The 18,878-nt window shown below is 62.3% G+C and carries 17 protein-coding genes; 3 read left to right on the top strand and 14 right to left on the bottom strand.

What is annotated here, in order from left to right:
- Positions 1-2: 2 nt before the first annotated feature.
- From trbG to FYB76_RS12945, 14 genes are all read right to left on the bottom strand, one after another.
- Positions 3-995, bottom strand: coding sequence for a P-type conjugative transfer protein TrbG (gene trbG / locus FYB76_RS12880; protein ID WP_004883112.1), 993 nt, complete (start codon positions 993-995; stop codon positions 3-5).
- On the bottom strand, positions 992-1,696 hold the full coding sequence (trbF, locus tag FYB76_RS12885; protein WP_004883108.1) for a conjugal transfer protein TrbF: 705 nt from the start codon (positions 1,694-1,696) through the stop codon (positions 992-994). The genes trbG and trbF overlap by 4 nt, the downstream gene beginning before the upstream one ends.
- Before the next feature lie 29 nt (positions 1,697-1,725).
- Positions 1,726-3,090: a P-type conjugative transfer protein TrbL gene (gene trbL / locus FYB76_RS12890; RefSeq protein WP_004883106.1), complete on the bottom strand. Its 1,365-nt coding sequence runs from the start codon at positions 3,088-3,090 to the stop codon at positions 1,726-1,728.
- Positions 3,087-3,413, bottom strand: coding sequence for a hypothetical protein (locus FYB76_RS12895; protein WP_004883103.1), 327 nt, complete (start codon positions 3,411-3,413; stop codon positions 3,087-3,089). Before FYB76_RS12895 ends, trbL begins: the two co-directional genes overlap by 4 nt.
- A gap of 12 nt (positions 3,414-3,425) precedes the next feature.
- On the bottom strand, positions 3,426-4,163 hold the full coding sequence (gene trbJ / locus FYB76_RS12900) for a P-type conjugative transfer protein TrbJ (protein ID WP_004883101.1): 738 nt from the start codon (positions 4,161-4,163) through the stop codon (positions 3,426-3,428).
- The gene (trbE, locus tag FYB76_RS12905; RefSeq protein WP_004883099.1) at positions 4,160-6,610 is read right to left on the bottom strand and encodes a conjugal transfer protein TrbE; all 2,451 of its coding nucleotides are present in this window, start codon (positions 6,608-6,610) and stop codon (positions 4,160-4,162) included. The genes trbJ and trbE overlap by 4 nt, the downstream gene beginning before the upstream one ends.
- 11 nt (positions 6,611-6,621) lie before the next feature.
- Positions 6,622-6,894: a VirB3 family type IV secretion system protein gene (locus FYB76_RS12910; protein ID WP_004883097.1), complete on the bottom strand. Its 273-nt coding sequence runs from the start codon at positions 6,892-6,894 to the stop codon at positions 6,622-6,624.
- Positions 6,891-7,274: a TrbC/VirB2 family protein gene (locus FYB76_RS12915; RefSeq protein ID WP_004883090.1), complete on the bottom strand. Its 384-nt coding sequence runs from the start codon at positions 7,272-7,274 to the stop codon at positions 6,891-6,893. The genes FYB76_RS12910 and FYB76_RS12915 overlap by 4 nt, the downstream gene beginning before the upstream one ends.
- On the bottom strand, positions 7,271-8,338 hold the full coding sequence (gene trbB / locus FYB76_RS12920) for a P-type conjugative transfer ATPase TrbB (protein ID WP_004883088.1): 1,068 nt from the start codon (positions 8,336-8,338) through the stop codon (positions 7,271-7,273). Before trbB ends, FYB76_RS12915 begins: the two co-directional genes overlap by 4 nt.
- Positions 8,335-8,799: a ribbon-helix-helix protein, CopG family gene (locus FYB76_RS12925; protein WP_004883086.1), complete on the bottom strand. Its 465-nt coding sequence runs from the start codon at positions 8,797-8,799 to the stop codon at positions 8,335-8,337. The genes trbB and FYB76_RS12925 overlap by 4 nt, the downstream gene beginning before the upstream one ends.
- Entirely contained in the window at positions 8,796-10,811 is a 2,016-nt protein-coding gene (locus FYB76_RS12930; RefSeq protein ID WP_004883083.1) for a conjugal transfer protein TraG, read from the bottom strand. The genes FYB76_RS12925 and FYB76_RS12930 overlap by 4 nt, the downstream gene beginning before the upstream one ends.
- Before the next feature lie 258 nt (positions 10,812-11,069).
- Positions 11,070-11,345, bottom strand: a complete 276-nt coding sequence (locus FYB76_RS12935) for an EexN family lipoprotein (protein ID WP_004883082.1) — start codon at positions 11,343-11,345, stop codon at positions 11,070-11,072.
- Positions 11,342-12,286, bottom strand: a complete 945-nt coding sequence (locus tag FYB76_RS12940) for a LysR family transcriptional regulator (protein ID WP_154133895.1) — start codon at positions 12,284-12,286, stop codon at positions 11,342-11,344. Before FYB76_RS12940 ends, FYB76_RS12935 begins: the two co-directional genes overlap by 4 nt.
- A gap of 74 nt (positions 12,287-12,360) precedes the next feature.
- Positions 12,361-13,785: an efflux transporter outer membrane subunit gene (locus tag FYB76_RS12945; RefSeq protein ID WP_028699135.1), complete on the bottom strand. Its 1,425-nt coding sequence runs from the start codon at positions 13,783-13,785 to the stop codon at positions 12,361-12,363.
- Positions 13,786-13,894: 109 nt separating this feature from the next.
- Here FYB76_RS12945 and FYB76_RS12950 point away from each other — a divergent pair, with 109 nt between their 5' ends.
- From FYB76_RS12950 to FYB76_RS12960, 3 genes are read left to right on the top strand one after another with little or no spacing between them, the layout of a single operon-like run.
- Entirely contained in the window at positions 13,895-14,530 is a 636-nt protein-coding gene (locus FYB76_RS12950; protein ID WP_034139498.1) for a TetR/AcrR family transcriptional regulator, read from the top strand.
- Complete coding sequence (locus FYB76_RS12955; RefSeq protein ID WP_023123862.1) at positions 14,530-15,696, top strand: efflux RND transporter periplasmic adaptor subunit; 1,167 nt, start codon at positions 14,530-14,532, stop codon at positions 15,694-15,696. Before FYB76_RS12950 ends, FYB76_RS12955 begins: the two co-directional genes overlap by 1 nt.
- Positions 15,697-15,718: 22 nt before the next feature.
- On the top strand, positions 15,719-18,835 hold the full coding sequence (locus tag FYB76_RS12960; protein WP_004883075.1) for an efflux RND transporter permease subunit: 3,117 nt from the start codon (positions 15,719-15,721) through the stop codon (positions 18,833-18,835).
- Positions 18,836-18,878: the final 43 nt, after the last annotated feature.

Below are 18,878 nucleotides of genomic sequence, written 5' to 3' on the forward strand. Positions count from 1 at the left end.
GGTCAGTTCCTCCGCGCCAAGCCATCCGTGCGTTCGATACGCACCACGTCACCCTTGTCGCCGCCCAGGCGCAGTTCGGCCGCGCCGAACAGCCGATCCACGATGTAGTAAGGCGAGCGAAAACGGTAATTCACCAGTTGTCCGTCGCCCTGCGCGCCGATGACGAACAGCGGTGGCAGCTCGCCTTGGGCGATTCCCGGCGGGAACTGGATATAGACCTTCTCGCCATCGTCGAAGGCGCGCAGCGGCTTCCACGGCGGATTGCTGCCTGAGACGGAATATCGGAAGCGGATCTTCTCCAGCGACAGTCCGGTATCGACCGGTGCGGCGGCGCTAGCCGCCTGCGACTGGCGCTGCAAGGCCAACATCCGGTCTTTTGGGTAGTCCCAGGACACCGACGCCATCCATGCCTTTTCCGTCGAGGTCAGTTCCAGCAGGTATGTTCTGCGACTGGTGGTGATGACCAAATTCGTCTTGAGGCCTGAGCGGATGGGCTTGACCAGCACATTGATGCGCATCGCGTCGCCGCTGCCGCTGGACGTGTCACCGACGATCCAGCGCACGGTATCGCCGGCTGCGACCGTCACTAGTTCCTCGCCCGGCTGCAAGGAAACCACGGTCACGCGTCCCGGCGCGGCATAGACTTGGTAGAGCGCACCATCGGTGAAGGGCCACACCTGAATCGCATTGACGTAGCCCTCGCGCGTGGGCGCGATGCGCGCCTCGGCATTGGCACGGGAAACGCGCACCTTCTCATCGGCCGGCTCCGGCTTAGCCGGGGCCGCGTCCAACTCGTGCAGCGGCTTCAACTGCGCTGGCAGCGCCAGCGGCTCGGGCATGGCGACGACTTCCACTGGAGCAGGCGGCTCCGGCAGCGGCTGTGCCTGCACCGGCTCATCGAGCGAAATGGACGGAGGCGGCTTGCCCTGCGAAGCGCAGCCCGACAGGGCCACCACGGTCAGCGCGAAAGCGTATAAGCGGAAAGACAGGTTCATGGCTTGGCTCCTTCAGAAGAATCCAGTTCGCGGCTCCACGACAGGCCGTTGACGTAGATACCCAGCGGGTTCTTGCGCAGGCGCTGTTCGGTGCGCGGGGTTTGCAGGACGGTGGAAAGCACCGCGTTCCATCGCTCGGTCCCGGCGGGGGCACCGTTGATGAACCGTTGCTCCGTCCAACGGACGTTGAACGAGGCATCGCTGGCGCGTACCACGCTGGTGATCTGCACCGTCACCGACTCGCGGCCAACACGGGCGAAAGGATCGTTCTTGCTGGCGTAGTCGTTGAGCACCGCCGCGCCTTTGTCGGTGGTGTAGTCGTAGGCGTCCAGCCAGTTTTGCCGCACCACGATGGGATCGATAGACAGCGAGCGCACCAGCGTCACGAAGCGCGCCAGGTGGTGCGCGATCTGCGCATCGGCGGGCCGGTACGGCGTGGCGGCTTCGCCGACGGCGCGCACCTGCCCCGACTGATCGACCTCGATGACGTAAGGGGTGACGATGGACTGCGCCGAGCGCCACACCAGGCCACCGGCCATCAGCAGCGCAAGCGTGAGGCAGCCGAAGGCCATAAAACGCCAGTTCTTGGCCTGGACGCGGGCCGAGCCGATGCGCTCGTCCCACACCTGCGCGGCGGATTGGTACGGGGTGGCAGGCTGCGGCGTGTCGGCATAGCGCACCTGCGGGCGTTTGAATCGCATAGGGTTCTCCTTGGTGGTCAGGTATCGGGTCACGCATCGGGGCGCAGGCTTGGGCCTTGCCCTGAGCCGCCGCCGTCGCCACTGCGCAGCGTGTGGGCTGCGGTGGTTGCGGCATGGGTGATCTGCTGGCGGCGGTGCATCCGCTTTGCCCAGGCGGGTTGCTCTTGCTTCGGCGCGCTGGCTGCGCCTTCGCCTGCGGCGGCCTGGCCGGAACCGGCAGCGCCGACATCCGCACCGTTCCATCCTGCCCGGAAGGAGTCGGCCACCTTCTGACCGGCAGCGGAAGCGCCCGATGCAGCTCGGCGGCCTGCCGCTTGCGCGCCGGTCTTGGCGACATTGCCGAGGCCCGCAGCCGCGCCTTTAGCCCCGCCGCCCGCAGCGGCGGAACCGGCCTGGAATGCGGACTTGGCGCTGCTGGCCGCCGACGTGGCGGCGCGTGCGCCGCTCCCGGCCAGCTTTGCGGCGGCCGGGGCCATGCGTGCGCCCGCCATGACGGCACCGCCCACGCCGGTCGCGGCGGCACCGATGGCAACACCCGTGCCTACCGCGCCGACGGCAGCGCCCGCCATCGCACCCGCGCCGAGCTGCGGCGCACCGGACACAAGGCCCGTGGCGATGCCGGGGCCGAAGATGCCCAGCGCCAGCAAGGCAAGCGAAGCCAGCATCACGACAAGCGCATGGTCGATGGAAGGCTCGTCGGGATGAACCTGGAACTCCGCGAACAGGCCCGAGCCGATGCCGACGATTACCGCCAGCACCAAGACCTTGATGCCTGACGAAACCACATTGCCGAGCACCTTTTCCGCGAGGAACGAGGTTTTGTTCCAGAGCGCAAACGGGATCAAGACGAAGCCGGCAAGCGTGGTCAGCTTGAACTCGATCAACGTGATGAAAAGCTGAACCGCGAGCACGAAGAAACAGAGGATCACCACCAGCCAAGCGATGAACAGCACCACGATGGGGTCGAGGTTCACGAACACTTCGGGGAAGCCGGCCATGTCACCGATCTGGTCGAGGATCGGCGCAGCGGCGTCGATGCCGGTCTTGGCAAGCCGACCCGGCTGCAAGAAGTTCTCCATCGTTATGGCCGAGCCAGTGGCGGTGATGCCTAGCCCGGCGAACGAGCGGAACACGATGCTCGACAGCCAATTGAAGTTACCGATGATGTAGGCGAAGGCACCGACGTAAAGCACCTTGCGCAGCAGCTTGGCGATCACGTCCTCGCCCTGGCCGGTCGCATGGCTCATGGCCCAATACAGACCGGCAATGGTCATGTCGATGACAATGAGAGTGGCCGTCAGGAACGCGACTTCGCCTTGCAGCAGACCGAAACCGGAGTCGATGTAGCGCGAGAAGGTATCGAGGAATCTGTCGATGATCGTTACGTCGTTCATGGCGTGTCCTCCGCAGCGGCGAGCGACGCATCACCTTCCGGCGCGTCGTCGGTTGGCGTGTCGAAACTCGCCGGAATCGGCGGCAGTTCTGCCAGCGTCCGGTATTCGTCCGGCCCAGTCTGGCCGGTGAAGAAGCGCCGCCGGAAGGCTTCGGCAGCGGCGCGACAGGTGTCTTCGCCTGCGGTTTGCCGGTCGGCTGCGCATTGGGCGCGCAGCGCCTTGAGCCGCACGGGATCGGCGGCCAAGGTGGCGGTCAGGTCTTCAGCCGGCTGCTGGCCGCATGCGGTCAGCAGCACGGCCAGCAGGACAGGAACGCATCGCATGGCCGCCTCCCGTCAGTTGTTGTAGAAGTTGACGGACTGCGGTGTGTACGGCGTGCCGGTGCCCAGGAAGCGCCGCCGCACTTCGCGGGCGCGCTCGGTGGCCGCTGCCTGCCGCGCCAGCTCCAGCGAGGCCGCCCTGTCTTGTGTGATCTGGAGCTGCTGGGCCTGGATGGACTGCTTGGCCTGCAAGGCGAGAAGCTGGTTCGTTGCCTGCATCGCTTGCAGCGCACCCGTGGCCGATTGGCTTTGGCTCACGAGGTCGGCCAGCGCGCTTTCGTCTTGCGTCAGGTTCTGCGACACCTGCGCCTGCATCCGCATCGCGGTGTGCAGGCCGTCGAGCGTGTTCTTCCAGCGTTCGCGTGCGTCCTGTGCCATGCGGTCGCCGCTGATGGTGGCGGCGTACTGCTCCGGGTACAGGCGCGAGAACGTGGCATCCATGCTCTGCACGTCGTAGGCCAGCCCTTGCGCCTCGGCAATCAGGCGTTCAGTCGTGGCGAGCGTCGAGCGCAGCCGGTTGACGATGTTGAAGTCGAGATTCGCCAGGTTGCGCGCCTGGTTCATCAACATCTGCGCTTCGTTCTGGAGCTGGTTGATCTGGTTGTTGATCTGCTCCAGCGTGCGGATGGCAGTCAGCGTGTTCTGCACCAAGTTGACGGGATCAACGAAAGTGAGCGCCGCCGCTGGCTGAGCGAGCATCAGCGAGCCGGCCAGCGCGGCGGCGAGCGAAACGGAAAGTACACGGGTCTTCATGGCGAAATCTCCAGGGGTTGAGTAGCGAGGAAAGAAGCCGCCGACGGCGAGGACGGCAGCAGGTCGGCGGCCCAATCGAGGCCGCGATGGCGTAGCCACGCACCGGCGAAGCCGGGAGCGCCGGCCTGCGTCAGCACTCGGTCAATGTCGCGTTGGTCTTGCGGTGTGGATGCGCCCGAGAAGGCGAGCGCGGCTGGCCCCAGGTCGAGGTCGAACAGACGATTGCCCAGGCGCGATTGGTAGTAGTAGTCGCGCTTGGGCTGCGCGGTGGCGACGATTTCGATTTGCCGACTGTTGAGGCCAAAGCCCTCGTAGACCGTGCGAATCTGCGGCTCGGTCGCCTGCGGGTTGGGCAAGAAAATCCGGCTCGCGCAGCTTTCGATGATCGCGGGCGCGATGGTCGAATCCTTGATGTCGGCAAGCGACTGCGTGGCGAAGATCACCGACACGTTTTTCTTGCGCAGAGTTTTCAACCATTGCCGGATGCGTGCCGCGAAGGACGGTTCATCAAGGAATAGCCAGGCTTCATCGAGAATCAGCAGCGTGGGAGCACCGTCGAAACGTGCATCGAAGCGGGCGAACAAGTAGCGCAGCACCGCTTGCACGGCGGCGGGGCTGTGCATTAGCTCTTCCATCTCAAAGCCCTGCACGTCGCCGCTGCCGAGCCGGTCGCGGTCGGCATCCAGTAGCTTGCCGTGCGCGCCGCCCAGCACATACGGCGACAATGCCTGCCGCAGCGCGTTCGATTGCAGCAGCACCGAAAGCCCGGTCATCGTGCGCTGCTCCACCGGCGCACCAGCGAGGCTGCCGAGCGCCGACCAAATGGCGGCTTTCTCGTCGGGGCCGACGGTCACGCCTTCATGCAGCAGGCGGCCTTCGATCCACTCGGCGGCCCAGGTGCGATAGCCTTCGCTGTCGATACGGGCCAAGGGCTGAAAGGCAATGGCGCCGTCCGCGCCGAGGTCGTAGTGTTCGCCGCCCAGGCCCAGCACCGTCGCCCGCATGGATCGCCCCATGTCGAAGGCGAAGATGCGCGAGCCGCCATAGCGGCGGAACTGCAAGGCGAGCATCGCCAGCAGGACAGATTTTCCCATGCCCGTCGGCCCCGCGACCAGCGTATGCCCCACGTCGCCGATGTGCGTCACCAGCCGGAACGGCGTCGCGCCATCCGTGCGCGTGACGATCAGCGGCGGGCCGTCGAGATGGGCGTTTTTCTCCGGCCCAGCCCACACGGCGGACACCGGCATCATGTGCGCCAGATTCAGCGTCGAGACGATGGGCTGGCGCACGTTGGCATAGGCATTGCCTGGTATGGACGACAGCCACGCATCGACTGCATTTAAGGTTTCGGGGATGGTGACGAAGCCACGTCCTTGGATGACACGTTCCACCATGCGCAGCTTTTCGTCGGCTACGGCAGGGTCGTCATCGAACACCGTCACCGTGGCGGTGAGGTAGCCGAAGGCGACTTGATCGCTGCCAAGCTCTTGCAAGGCGGCATCCGCGTCGGCCGCCTTGTTGCTGGCATCCGTGTCCACCAGCGGCGATTCCTGCTGGAAGATGGTTTCGCGCAGTAGCGCAATGACATTCTTCCGTTTCGCAAACCACTGGCGACGCAGGCGGCCCAGCTCCTTTTCCGCCTCGGCTTTATCGAGGCAGAGAAACCGGGTACTCCAGCGATAGGCAAAGCCCAGGCGATTGAGGTCGTCCAGCAGGCCCGGCCAGGTCGAGGTCGGAAAGCCCCGCACCGACACCACGCGCAGATGCTGGTCACCCAGCATGGGCGCAAGGCCGCCGACTAGGGCGGAATCGGCCAGCAGTGCGTCGAGGTGGAAAGGCACCTCGGGCACGGCCAGCCGGTAGCGCCGCGTGGACACCGTGGCGTGAAGATAAGTCAGCGTCGCGGCATCGTCCAACCAGACGATTTCTGGCATCACGCCATCGAGCAGGTCGAAAACCCGATCCGTTTCTGCCAGGAAGGCGTCAAGCCGACCGCGCCAGTCCACACCATCGCCCGGCGCGTGCTCGTAGAGCAGCTTGGCTGCACGAGCGCGGGATTCCTCCGGCGGCAGATAGGCTAGCGTCAGGTGATAGCTGCTTTCGTAGTGGTTCCCCGATTCCTCAAAGGCAGCGCGGCGTTCTTCGTCCACCAGCCAGGACAGCGGTTCGGGAAAGTCGGAATGCGGATAGTCCGCGGCCGACTGGCGCTCGGCTTCCACGAACAGCGCCCAGCCCGAACCCAGCCGGCGCAACGCGTTGTTTAGCCGTGCCGTCGTGGCGATCAATTCGCCCTGCGTGGCGCTGTCCAGATCAGGCCCGCGAAAGCGCGCCGTGCGCTGAAACGAGCCATCCTTGTTCAGCACCACGCCCGGCGCGATCAGCCCAGCCCAGGGAAGCCAGTCGGCCAGCAAGGCGGGCCGCTGGCGGTATTCGGCAAGGTTAAGCATGGCGGCGTCTCCTACACGTCCAGCAGCGGCTTGTGCTTGATGTGCCGGGCGAAGACCTGCATGAACTGCGGATCGACCCTCGCGCCCCACACGGCCAGCGAGTGACCGACGATCCAGAGCACTACGCCAGGAATCCAGAGTTGCAGGCCCAGCCCGACGGCAGCGGCTAGCGTGCCGTTGGCAATCGCCACCGTGCGCGGTGCGCCGCCCATCAAGAGCGGCTCGGTCAGCGAGCGATGTAGCGGCACCTCGAAGCCGGCCGCGAAGCTATCCGGGCCACTCATACGACAGCCCCGCCGGAGAAGCTGAAGAACGACAGGAAGAACGAGGACGCGGCGAACGCGATGCTCAAACCGAACACGATCTGGATCAGCTTGCGAAAGCCGCCCGACGTGTCGCCGAAGGCGAGCGCGAGGCCCGTGGCGATGATGATGATGACCGCGACGATGCGTGCCACCGGCCCCTGAATCGACTCCAGAATGGATTGCAGCGGGCCTTCCCACGGCATCGAGGAGCCGGATGCCTTCGCCGTGCCCGCCGTCATCAGCATGACTGCGGCCAGCAGCAGGCCGTGGTGCGCGGGGCCGGCCAGCCGCCGCAGGCGTGCGATGGTTGAAACCGGATTTACGGAATTACGGAAAGCGTGAACGTGCATCTGCGTCATGGCAGTTCTCCAGGTAGGTCAAGGGACGAGGAAGGCGCAGCGGCATCGGCTGCGAGAGGAACCGGCATCAGCTCGGGAAACGGTGTTTCCAGCGCGTCCGCCAGGCGATAGCCGGTGCCGTCGAAACCGACGACACGGGCGATGCTTTCGACGCGGCGCTTGCGGCCACGCCCGGCGATGTGGATCACGACGTTGACCGCCTCGGCGATCAGCGCACGCGGTGGGTTCACCGCCACTTCAAGAATCAACTGTTCGAGGCGCAGCAGCGCGCCCAGCGCGGAACCGGCGTGGATGGTGGCGATGCCGCCGGGGTGGCCGGTGCCCCACACCTTAACCAAGTCCAGGGCTTCGCCGCCGCGTACCTCGCCGACGATCACGCGGTCGGGGCGCAGGCGCATCGTGGCCCGCACCAGCTCGGTCATAGACACGACGCCAGCGCGGGTGCGCAGCGGCACATGGTCGCGGGCTGCGCATTGCAGCTCGATGGTGTCTTCGAGCACAAGCACGCGGTCGCCCGTGGCGGCGATCTCCGCAAGCAAGGCATTGGCGAGTGTGGTTTTGCCGCTGCTCGTCGCCCCGGCGATCAGGATGTTCTGGCGCTCACGCACGGCGCGGCGCAGGAACTCGGCCTGGCCTGTGGTCAAGATGCCGTCGGCCACATAGCGATCCAGCCCGATGATGCTCACGGCGCGCTTGCGCAGCGCGAAGGCTGGGCCGGGCGCTGCGGGCGGCAAGATGCCCTCGAACCGCTCGCCGGTTTCGGGCAGCTCGGCGGTCAGCAGCGGCCGCCCGCGATGCACCTCTGCGCCGACGTGCGCAGCCACCAGCCGGATGATGCGTTCGCCATCGTCTTGGGACAGCTCCACGCCCAGCGGCATGCGGCCCGATGACAACCGATCCACCCATAGGGTGCGGTCGGGGTTGAGCATGATTTCCACCACGTCGGGGTCGGCCAGCGCAGCGGCGATGACTGGCCCCATTGCCGTGCGCAGCATCTGGATACGGCGATCCAGAGAGGTTGCGGCGGATGAGAGTTCGGGCGGGGTTTGCGGAATGGCGCTCATGAGGCACGCTCCTGCGCTTCAGCCAGTGCCTCCGCGTCATCCATTCGCGCCGGGTCTGGGTGCAGTTCTTCCACAACGTCGCGCACCAGGCTGCGGCCACGCAGCAGGTGGCGGCCGAGCCGCTCCACGAATTGCTCGAAACGCGCTTTGCCTTGGGCGCGAGCTGCGTCCTGATGGGCTTCGGGAATCGGGGTGCTGACGGTCAGGAAGTAGCGGATGAACAGCGCCAGTGTTTCGATCTGGATGTTCTGGTCGCGCTCCATGCGCTCGGCCTGCCGCGACAGGCGATCGAGCCGCTTGGCGATGGCCGCCTCGCGCTGGTCGCCAGCATCGGGCGATAGCCACGACGCGAGCGCCGCCGCGACAATGGACGACTTGGACACGCCTTTCTTGGCGGCCAGTTCTTCGAGACGCTTGGCGTGCTCGGGCTGAATGAACAGATTGAGGCGGTATTGGCTCATAAGTCGATTCCGTCGTTGGGGTCGAGGGAAGCCAGCCGGGCCGTGCGCTGCATGGCCGGGTCGAGCTGGCCGGGAAGCGGCAGCGGCAGGTCGTCGTCGTCATCGAGCAGAGTCAGGTCATGGCCGGCGAGCAGCGGTTCGGGGCTGTATTCGCTGACTTCGGATAGCTCCGGCTGTCGGCGTGGGCCGCCGTCATCGGCGGTGCCTGTGCCATCGCCGGACAGGCCCGCAGCCCGGACCGTTGACACGGCTGGGATCGATAGGCCGCTCCAGTCGTCGGGCCGGGCCGGTGGCGCGTCCGCGTATTGCCCGGCCGCGAGCACAGGCGGCGGTAAAACGCGGTTCTTGAAATTCGCGTCGGCGTAGTAGCGCAGCTTCTTGGCCTTGATCGGTGCCACGCTGGACACCATCACCACAGCTTCCTCAGTCGGAAGCTGCATCACTTCACCGGGCGTCAGTAGCGGGCGGGCCGTCTCCTGCCGCGACACCATGAGGTGCCCCAGCCACGGTGCCAATCTGTGCCCGGCATAGTTGCGCTGCGCGCGCAGTTCGGTAGCGGTGCCAAGCGTTTCGGAGATCCGTTTCGCAGTGCGTTCATCGTTGGTGGCGAACGTCACGCGGACATGGCAGTTATCCAGAATCGAATGGTTCTGGCCGTAGGCTTTGTCGATCTGGTTGAGCGATTGGGCGATAAGAAAACTGCGGATTCCGTAGCCCGCCATGAAGGCAAGCGCCGTCTCGAAGAAGTCCAGGCGGCCCAGCGCCGGGAACTCATCGAGCATCAGCAGCAGCTTGTGGCGGCGTTCGATGCCGTCGCTGCCGTCGAGCGATTCGGTGAGCCGTCGGCCGATCTGGTTGAGGATCAGGCGAATGAGCGGTTTCGTCCGCGAAATATCCGAAGGTGGCACTACCAGATAAAGCGACACCGGATGCTCGGACGCGATCAGGTCGGCGATACGCCAGTCGCAGCGCGAGGTGACTTCGGCCACCGTGGGGTCGCGGTAGAGGCCCAGGAACGACATGGCGGTGCTCAACACGCCGGAACGCTCGTTGTCCGACTTGTTGAGCACTTCGCGCGCCGCCGAAGCGACGACTGGATGCGGGCCACCACCTTCCACGTTCACGAGGTGCTGTGTGGTCATCATCCGGTGCAAGGTCAGCTCGAAGGGGCTGGCCGGATCGGAGAGGAAATTGGCGACGCCGCGCAGCGTCTTGTCCTCGCCCGCGTAGAGCACATGCAGGATGGCCCCGACCAGCAGCGCGTGCGAAGTCTTCTCCCAATGGTTGCGCTTCTCAAGCGCGCCTTCTGGATCGACCAGAATGTCGGCTATGTTCTGTACGTCACGCACTTCATGTGCGCCGCGCCGAACTTCTAGCAGCGGGTTGTAGGCCGCCGACTTCGCATCGGTCGGATTGAACAGCAGGCAGTGTGAGTAGCGTGAGCGCCAACCTGCGGTGATCTGCCAATTCTCGCCCTTGATGTCGTGGACTACGGCGGATGCAGGCCAAGAAAGCAGCGTCGGCACCACAAGGCCGACGCCTTTGCCTGAGCGCGTGGGCGCGAAAGTGAGGATGTGTTCCGGGCCTTCATGCCGAAGGTACTTGCCATCGTGCTGACCGAGGAACACGCCGATCGGCTGCGTAAGGCCGGCTTTGCGAATGTCCTCCGTACTTGCCCAGCGTGCCGAGCCATAGGTCGTGACTAGGCGTGATTGACGAGAGCGCCAGATCGACATGCAGACTGCGACCACCACCGCCAGCAAGCCACTGCCACCCGCTATGGCACCGCCCGTGTCGAAAACGCGTGGCGCGTAGGCATCGAAGAAGAACCACCACTCAAACAGCTTCCACGGGAGGTAGATCGGTGTGCCGAGGAAATCAAACCAGGGGGAGCCAAGGCGTACCTGATAGCCAAGGGCTGCTGCCGTCCATTGTGTGGCGCCCCACACACCCGCGATCACGATGCCGAATACCACGGCTATCTGACCGAACAGCACATTCGTACCTTGCATAGCCCCGCCTCCAATCTCTCCTACGCTGATTCCCTTGGGAAACGCGGCTTAGAAATGTGCCGCAGGCGTCAGGATCGGTGCTGGCTTAGTGCCGGTCAAAGACCGTTTGGGGCAGAAAGGTCGATAAGAAAGAATGAATTCGCGCTGTGTCTAGCCAGGGAGTGACTCCGTAAGCGCCGGCGAATATCAGCGTGCCGAACAGAAGATTCAGGCAGACTAGCGAATTGCTGAATTGCTGAATTGCTGAATTGCTGAATTTCAGAATTTGGGGGATTCTTTGGGCGGTGTGTATGGCGTTTTTCCGTCACCGTAGAACCGCTTACGTGTTGCCTCCGCTACCCGGTTGCAAAGCAGTTCGCCCAAAGTAGGCCGATCCGTCTTGCATTGCTGGCGCAACTTCTTGAGCTGTTCCGGGTCTGCCACCAGCTCTTCTACTGTCGGGGTTTTCTTTTCTGCACTAGTGGCTTTGTGCGGTTTATCAGATTGACCGCATGCGACTAGCATTGCAGCGACGAGCGTGATGGCGAGTCTCATGGCATCAATTCCTCCGGAAGATCGGGATTTCGGCTTTTTGTTGACCTGAGAAACTCTGGCAATTCGATGGCCTGTACTCGCTGAATGAAGCGCGCAAGCTCGTCAAACGGATCGCCTTCAAGTCTGAGTAGATAGGTCGTCAAAGGTGGTACGCGTGTCGAAAGCGGCCTCGCCACGACTCCTGGCTCTCGGGAGGCTGCAATGTGTGCAGCCCCTGTAAGTCCGAGTGCAAAACCGGCAGATACCAACGCCATCATCAGGTCGAAAGTGGTAACCCGCTCGGCAACTAGAGGCTGCATTTCAGCCCGGCTAAGTACTCGCTCAATGTGCTTGGCGTGGCCCTCGCACACTTGAGGATCAGATAGCACTAGCGGGTAGCGCAGCAGTTCATCCAATGGAATTCGCTTAAGAGCCAGCAACGGATGCCGAGCTGGCAGCGCCACCATAAGCGTGTCAGTCCACGCGGGAAGTGCGACGATTCCATCACCTACGTCGTCGGACTGTGCAAAGCCGACGTCATACAGGTCGTCGTGCAATCCTTTGATTTGTTGGGATAGTGGCACCTCAAAAAAGCGAATCTCAACCTCGGGCTCCTCCTCGCGACACAACGCCAATAGGGCTGGTAAGCACAGTAGTGTTGCGCCGTCTGACAAGGCGACGCGGAGTTGTCCATGAAAGCCATTTTTTGCTGCCTTCACGCAGTCCCGCGCCTGTTGCAAGGATGCGAACACCCGAAGTGCGTGCTCCATGAGCATCAACCCAGCTCGTGTCAAACGCGTGCTTCTCGTGTTCCGAATAAAGAGCTGTGCTCCTAACTCCTCTTCGAGTTCTTTGATCGTGCGAGACAGTGGGGACTGCTCAATATGCAGTTTCGCAGCGGCGCGAGCGAAGTGAAGTTCCTCGGCGAGCGCCATAAAACAACGTAGATGTCGAATTTCCATGCGTCCCCTACTAATCGTCGATCTATTCAGTATTTAAAACTCGCTGCCATGCTGCGTTCTTCCAACTCAAGGACTCAGGGTGAAGATTGCAGATTCACATGCTCTGGCGAACCAGAAAGCGCTTTAGCGAGAACACCCCATTGCACGGCTGCGTCGGCGCGAGCACGGACCAGAGCCGCTCGCTGGGACAAGGTGCCACGCTCCGCTTCTGCAACAACGGTCGCATCCACCTGTCCCGCCTCAAAGAGGCGTCGACTGCGGTCAAGGAGTCGATCAGCGACGACAAGACCATCGACCTGATGCTGCAGAGAAGTCCGCTGGGTCTGCCAGCCCAGATAAGCGTTCTCCACATCCTGAAGCGCAAGCAAAACCGTGCGTTCCAGGTCAGCCTGTGCGCCGCGACTGCGTGCTGAGCCCTCGTCGATTCCCGCTTGTATTGCTCCACCGTCAAAGATCGGAAGCGTCACACCCAAGCCCAGAGAGAAAATGTTCCCTGCCACACGTGTTCCGTTGTTCTCGAAGCGTTGGCGCCCACCACTCAAATCGAGCACAAGTTTGGGGAACCGCTCGCCTTCTGCTGCGTTCCATCGCGCCGTCGCCGCTGCAAGACGCGCCTGCGCGGCTCTGACGTCGGGGCGCTGCTGCAGCAATTCGCCTGGCACGCTTCTGGGAGTCCAATCGGGCATGGTGAGAGAGGCAAGCGCAGGACCGCTGCCAAGCGCCCCCGGAATCCGGCCAACGAGCACATCCAAGGCATGCGTTGCTTCGCCGCGTACGCGTCGCAACTGCTCTTGCTCCACCCGGAGGGCGATGACCTCGGAACGCGTGCGTTCAATGTCAAAGCCCGTAGCTTGACCTGCCTTGAACTTCTGCTCTGTCAGACGCTCAAGGCGCTCGGCGACTTGAAGTCGCTCTTTTGCCAGATCTTCCAGCTCTGCCGCCTGCCGCTGCTGCAGTGCAGCGGACACTGTCTCAAAGGCGATCTGCCAACGTGTCGCGAACCAGTTCTGTTCGACAGCAACTGCGTCCATCCGTGCGCCATCAGCGGCATGCGAGAGGCGGCCCGCTAGATCAACTTCCCATGAAGCCGACAGCGGAAGCCTGGCATCGCTGCTGATGGTCGGTGCCAAAGAAAAGTCGCGCGCGCGCGTTGCTTGGGGCGTGAGCGCCAAGCTAGGGAACATTGAAGCGCGTGTACGTCGGGTGATCGCCACAGCTTCATCAATCCGCGCTCTTGCAATAGCGAGATCGGTGTTGTGCTCCAGCGCGTTGCGCACCAGCGCGTCAATCAGCGGATCACCGTACGCCGTCCACCACTCGGCCGGGAGTGCTTGTGCTGGCACCTGCTGCACAGCCAGACCCGCTTCGTTCATGAATTTGGCCGGAACCTCAACGCGTGATGTCTCCACCCTGTGAGGCGAGTGGCTGCACGCGGCGAGAAGCGTGATCGATAGGAATGCAACAGCAGTAAGGCCGCGGCGGGCGTAGGGATCGGACATGTTGAGCCACTAGGTTGTGAATTGAGGAGGCCGTCTTGACGGGCATAGTTCATGGCGTGTACTATACCGTCCAGACGGTTCAAAAATCAAGCATCTTTGGAGTTTCACCATGGCAACTCGTATGAAATCAAGCCCAGAGGAGTCGCATTCGGCGGACAACGGCGCTGAAGCCCCCTCCATCTCTAAGAACGCGCAACAAACACGGGAGCGCATCCTTCAAGCTGCGCGTGACGTAGTCATGGAGGGAGGTGCCGGGCACCTAACGCTTGACGCGGTCGTTGCACGGGCAGGAATGAGCAAAGGTGCGTTCCTGTACCACTTCAAGACCAAGCGCGATCTGCTCCTCACGATGATTGATGACCAGGTCTCGGCGTTTGATGGCGGGCAGGAAGAGCGAGAGCTGCCATTCGTCGGCGATCCAGACCCTTGGCTATCCAGCCAGGTCTCGGCTATGCCTGACGGCGGGATGCAAAAGATGAGCGCTGCATTGCTGGCGGCCGTGGCTGAAGACCCCACGCTGCTTGAGCCTGTGCGCGGCTGGTACCGCAGGCAGTACGAGAACGCGAGCAAATCTCCACGCGGCACCGATATCGCCGGAATCGTTCTATTTGCCTTGGACGGAGTCTTCCTCGCCGAAATGATGGGTTTTCCGACGTTTGCTGCCGAAGACCTTTCTCGACTCATGCACACCCTCCAGGCGCTCGCCCGCGGCGAACTGGAACTCACCCCTATTGATAAACGCTGATGAAAGGCCTTCCCGTGTCTTGCACTCCCTTTAAATCCCAGTCCTGGCAAATGCAGAAAGTCGGCCTCGCGTTTGTTCTGCTCGCATCGCTTGCCGGCTGTGGTAGTCAGAAGGAGCCTGCTTCCGATCCACCGCGAGCGGTCAAGCTGCTCACGGTGGGGGATGTAGGTTCTGTGGCCAATCGCATTGAATTGAGTGGTCTAGCTCGCTCCAGTGAGCGGAGTACCTTGGGGTTCGAGACTGGCGGGCGTATCAGCAAGCTTCATGTGGACGTGGGAGATCGCTTCTCTCGCGGACAGCTTCTGGCTGAGTTGGATGTTCAGCCCGAGCAACTCCGCCTAGAACAGGCTCGGGCGACACTCGCTGCTGCGGAAGCCGCATTGGCAGACAGAATCGTGCAGACAACGCAGCAAAGGGGGCTGCTTGAGGGCAACGTAATCTCCCCGGCTGCATTCGAGAGTGTGAAAGCACAGTTGGTTGCAGCTGAAGGCCAGGTGCGCAATGCAAAGGCCGCATTCGGCCTTGCCGAGCGTGCGCGAAGGGGGGCCGCCATTCATGCGCCATTCGACGGCGTCGTCGCGGAGAAACTCGCTCTGCCGTTCACAGATATTGCAGCCGGAGCGCCGGTGCTTCAAGTGGATGGACTACGCAGCGGCGTAGAAGTCCTTGCGACTGCATCGACGACCCAGGCGGCAAATATCAAAATTGGGCAGGTCGCCGAACTGCGCCTGAGCGAGTCAGCAAGTCCCGTTCGTGCTTCGGTACAACGCATCGGCTTGCGTGCTGAAAATGGCTCACTTTTACCTGTCGTGCTCGTTCCTCAAGATGCTACTCTTGCGCGCAGTCTTCGACCCGGGTCTGCCGTTCAAGTATTGCTGAAGGCACCGGAAGCGAAGGATGCCTCACCAGATCGTCTGATGCTTCCCTATTCGGCACTGGTGCTCAGTGAGAAAGCAGGACAAGCCGCAGTGTTTGTATATGACGTGACCGGAAAGAAGGTGCACCGCCGGGAAGTGCAATTCCAGAGCGAGCCAGGCGGCGACAACGTTCGCGTTGTGGGCGGCCTGAAGCGCGGCGAGATGGTAGTCGCGGCTGGCGCGAGTTGGCTGACGAACGAGCAACAAGTCACCCCACTCAAGGCCACGACCCAATTGGCCGGACGCTGACCCGCTACAGGAAGACTTCGCTATGAAGATCACAGAAATGGCGCTGCGCGCCAGCAGACTCACCTACCTTGCCGCGGTCATCATTCTTGTTGCCGGCATTGCCACGTTTCTCAATTTCCCTTCGCAGGAAGAGCCATCGGTCACGATTCGAGATGCGGTTGTTGCCGTTCTGAACCCTGGCATGCCAGCCGAACGTGTTGAGCAGTTGATCGCGCGTCCGATCGAGGAGCGTTTGCGGGAGCTGGCCGAGGTCAAGCGTGTAACCACAACCGTTCGCGCGGGCGGGGCCGTCATACAGGTCACGATCTGGGAGCGGTACACCGACCTAGCCCCCATATGGCAGCGCGTTCGCGCGAAGGTTGCCGATGCTCAGCCTCTGCTTCCACAGGGTACGTTGGGGCCATTTGTCAACGACGACTTCGGCCGTGTTGCCGTGGCCTCCATTGCGGTGACCGCGCCGGGCTACTCCATGGGCGAAATGCGTGTGTCGTTGAAAGAGATGCGCGATCGCCTATACGCGCTTCCCGGCGTTGATCGCATCAGCTTCTACGGCTTGCAGGAAGAGCGCGTCTATCTCGAATTTGATCGACCAAAACTAGCCCAGCTTGGATTGACCCCACAAGGGGTGATCGATCAACTCGTTAAACAAAACGTCGTGCTTTCAGGCGGGCAAATCGCCATCGGTGGCATCAACGCTTCGCTGGCTGTTAGTGGAGAGGTTCGCGACGCCGCTTCGCTGCGCGCGTTGCCGATCATGATGGCGCAAGCTCAGGGTGCGCGCGGTGCTTCGCCTGCTCCTTCAATCTCACTGGGAGAGCTTGCGCGCGTGCAGGTACAACCTGCAGATCCTCCCGAGTCTGCTGCAGTCTATAAGGGCCAGCCTGCCGTAGTGATGGCAGTGTCCATGACCTCGGGCCAGAACGTGGAGCAATTCGGCGTAGCCCTCAAATCCCGTGTGGCCGAGCTTGAGAAACTTCTGCCCGCAGGTTTCGAGCTCTCCTATGTGACATTCCAGGCAGACGTCGTCAAACGTGAAATGGGCAAGATGAACCAGGTGATGATCGAAACGATTGTCATCGTGCTCGGCGTCGTCGTCCTTTTCCTGGGATGGCGCACAGGATTCATCGTCGGGATGATCGTGCCGCTTACCATTCTGGGGGCACTGATCGTGATGCGCGCGCTGAACATCGAGCTGCAAAGTGTTTCGATGGCAGCCATCATCATCGCTTTGGGGCTCTTGGTAGACAACGGCATCGTGATTGCCGAAGACATTGAACGGCGCTTGGCAGCCGGTGAAGACCGCAAACAGGCTTGTCTCGAAGCGGGTCGTACCCTCGCACTGCCGCTGCTGACGTCCTCATTGGTTATCGTCATCGCCTTCTCCCCGTTCTTCTTCGGCCAGAGTGCGACGAGTGAGTATCTGCGCTCTCTCGTCATTGTCCTCGCGCTCACGTTACTCGGATCTTGGCTGTTGTGTCTGACCGTCACTCCACTGCTGTGCTACCACTTCACCAAAGTGCATCATCAACCGGCGAATGACGCGCAAACCTACAACACACGCTTCTATCGCGGCTATCGCAAGTTGCTTGAGTGGGTGCTTGACCACAAGGCGATCTACGTTGGTGTGATGACGGGTGCATTGGCCGTAGCTCTGTACGGATTCACGACACTGCCATACGACTTCTTGCCGAAGTCCGACCGAGTTCAATTCCAAATACCGGTGCAGCTCGCCCCTGGAACGGATTCACGGCTCACTCTTGCCAAAGTGAAGGAAGTGAGCGGCTGGCTCGGTGATCAAGAAATCAACCCCGAAATCACGGATCACATTGGCTACGTCGCTGACGGTGGGCCGCGCTTCATCCTTGGGCTCAATCCCCCATTGCCAGCATCGAACATCGCGTACTTTGTCGTGACGGTCAAGGCAGGCACCAACATTGACGTCGTGATTGCCCGAACTCGGGCTTACTTCGCGCAGCATCATGGAGATGTACGCGCAGAGCCTCAGCGGTTCTCGCTAGGCACTACCGAAGCCGGCACAGCCGTCTACCGGGTCAGTGGGCCGGATCATGAGGTGCTGATGAATGCGGCGGCGAAAATTGAGTCCGCGCTACGGGAGCTGCCAGGTACGGCCAACATCAAGAACAACTGGGATACCCGTGTCGGCCGTCTCGATGTTCGGGTCGATCAAGATCGTGCGCGACGTGCTGGCGTCACCACCGACGACATAGCTGCCTGGCTTGGCACCCGCTACATCGGCCAGTCGATCTCTGTGATCCGAGATGGCGATACCAGCGTGCCAATCGTGATGCGCGGGACGTCCAATGATCGGCGCAGCACTGCGGACGTTGGTTCGACGACCATCTATCCAGCGTCGGGTGGCCAGCCGGTTTCCCTGGCGCAAGTGGCCGATGTCACGCTCGCTAGCGAGCCGTCTGTGATCCAGCGCCGCAATCTCATTCGTACAGTCACAGTTCAGGGGCAGAACACCGCATACACCGCGCAAGAGATCGTGGATCACCTCGCACCTCGGATCGCCGCAATTGAACTACCTGCAGGCTATGCCATAGAGCTTGGTGGAGAAATTGAGGAATCGGCTGAATCGAATGCATCGCTCACGCACTACATGCCGTTCGCTCTTCTGGCGATGTTGCTGCTATTCATCTGGCAGTTCAACTCCTTCCGCAAGCTGATCGTGATTCTCGCAACGATTCCCTTCACGTTGATTGGGGTCGTGATTGCACTGAAGGCAACAGGCACTCCTTTCAGCTTCATGGCGACATTCGGGGTGCTTGCGCTGTTCGGAATCATCGTCAACAACGCCGTTCTTCTGCTCGAACAAATTGAACACGGCCTCTCGGAAGGTCTCGCCCGACATGAAGCCCTGGTGGGAGCTGCGATGCAGCGGCTGCGTCCAATCGTGATGACCAAGGTGACCTGTATCGCGGGTCTCGTGCCCCTGATGTTGTTTGCGGGGCCGCTGTGGAAGGGCATGGCCATCGGCATGATCGGTGGTCTCGCACTTGGCACGCTCGTGACGCTTGGCCTGATTCCGTTGCTCTACGAGGTGCTGTTCGGAATGAAGTGGCCGGGCAGCAAACGGAGTCACGAGGCGGTACAACAACCAGTGCAACCGGTCTGATCCCTCAGCGTAACTGTCCACACGCTTCCCCCGATCTCTCTCG

This window comes from Herbaspirillum sp. CAH-3 (assembly GCF_009668275.1).
Lineage (GTDB): Bacteria > Pseudomonadota > Gammaproteobacteria > Burkholderiales > Burkholderiaceae_D > Herbaspirillum > Herbaspirillum aquaticum.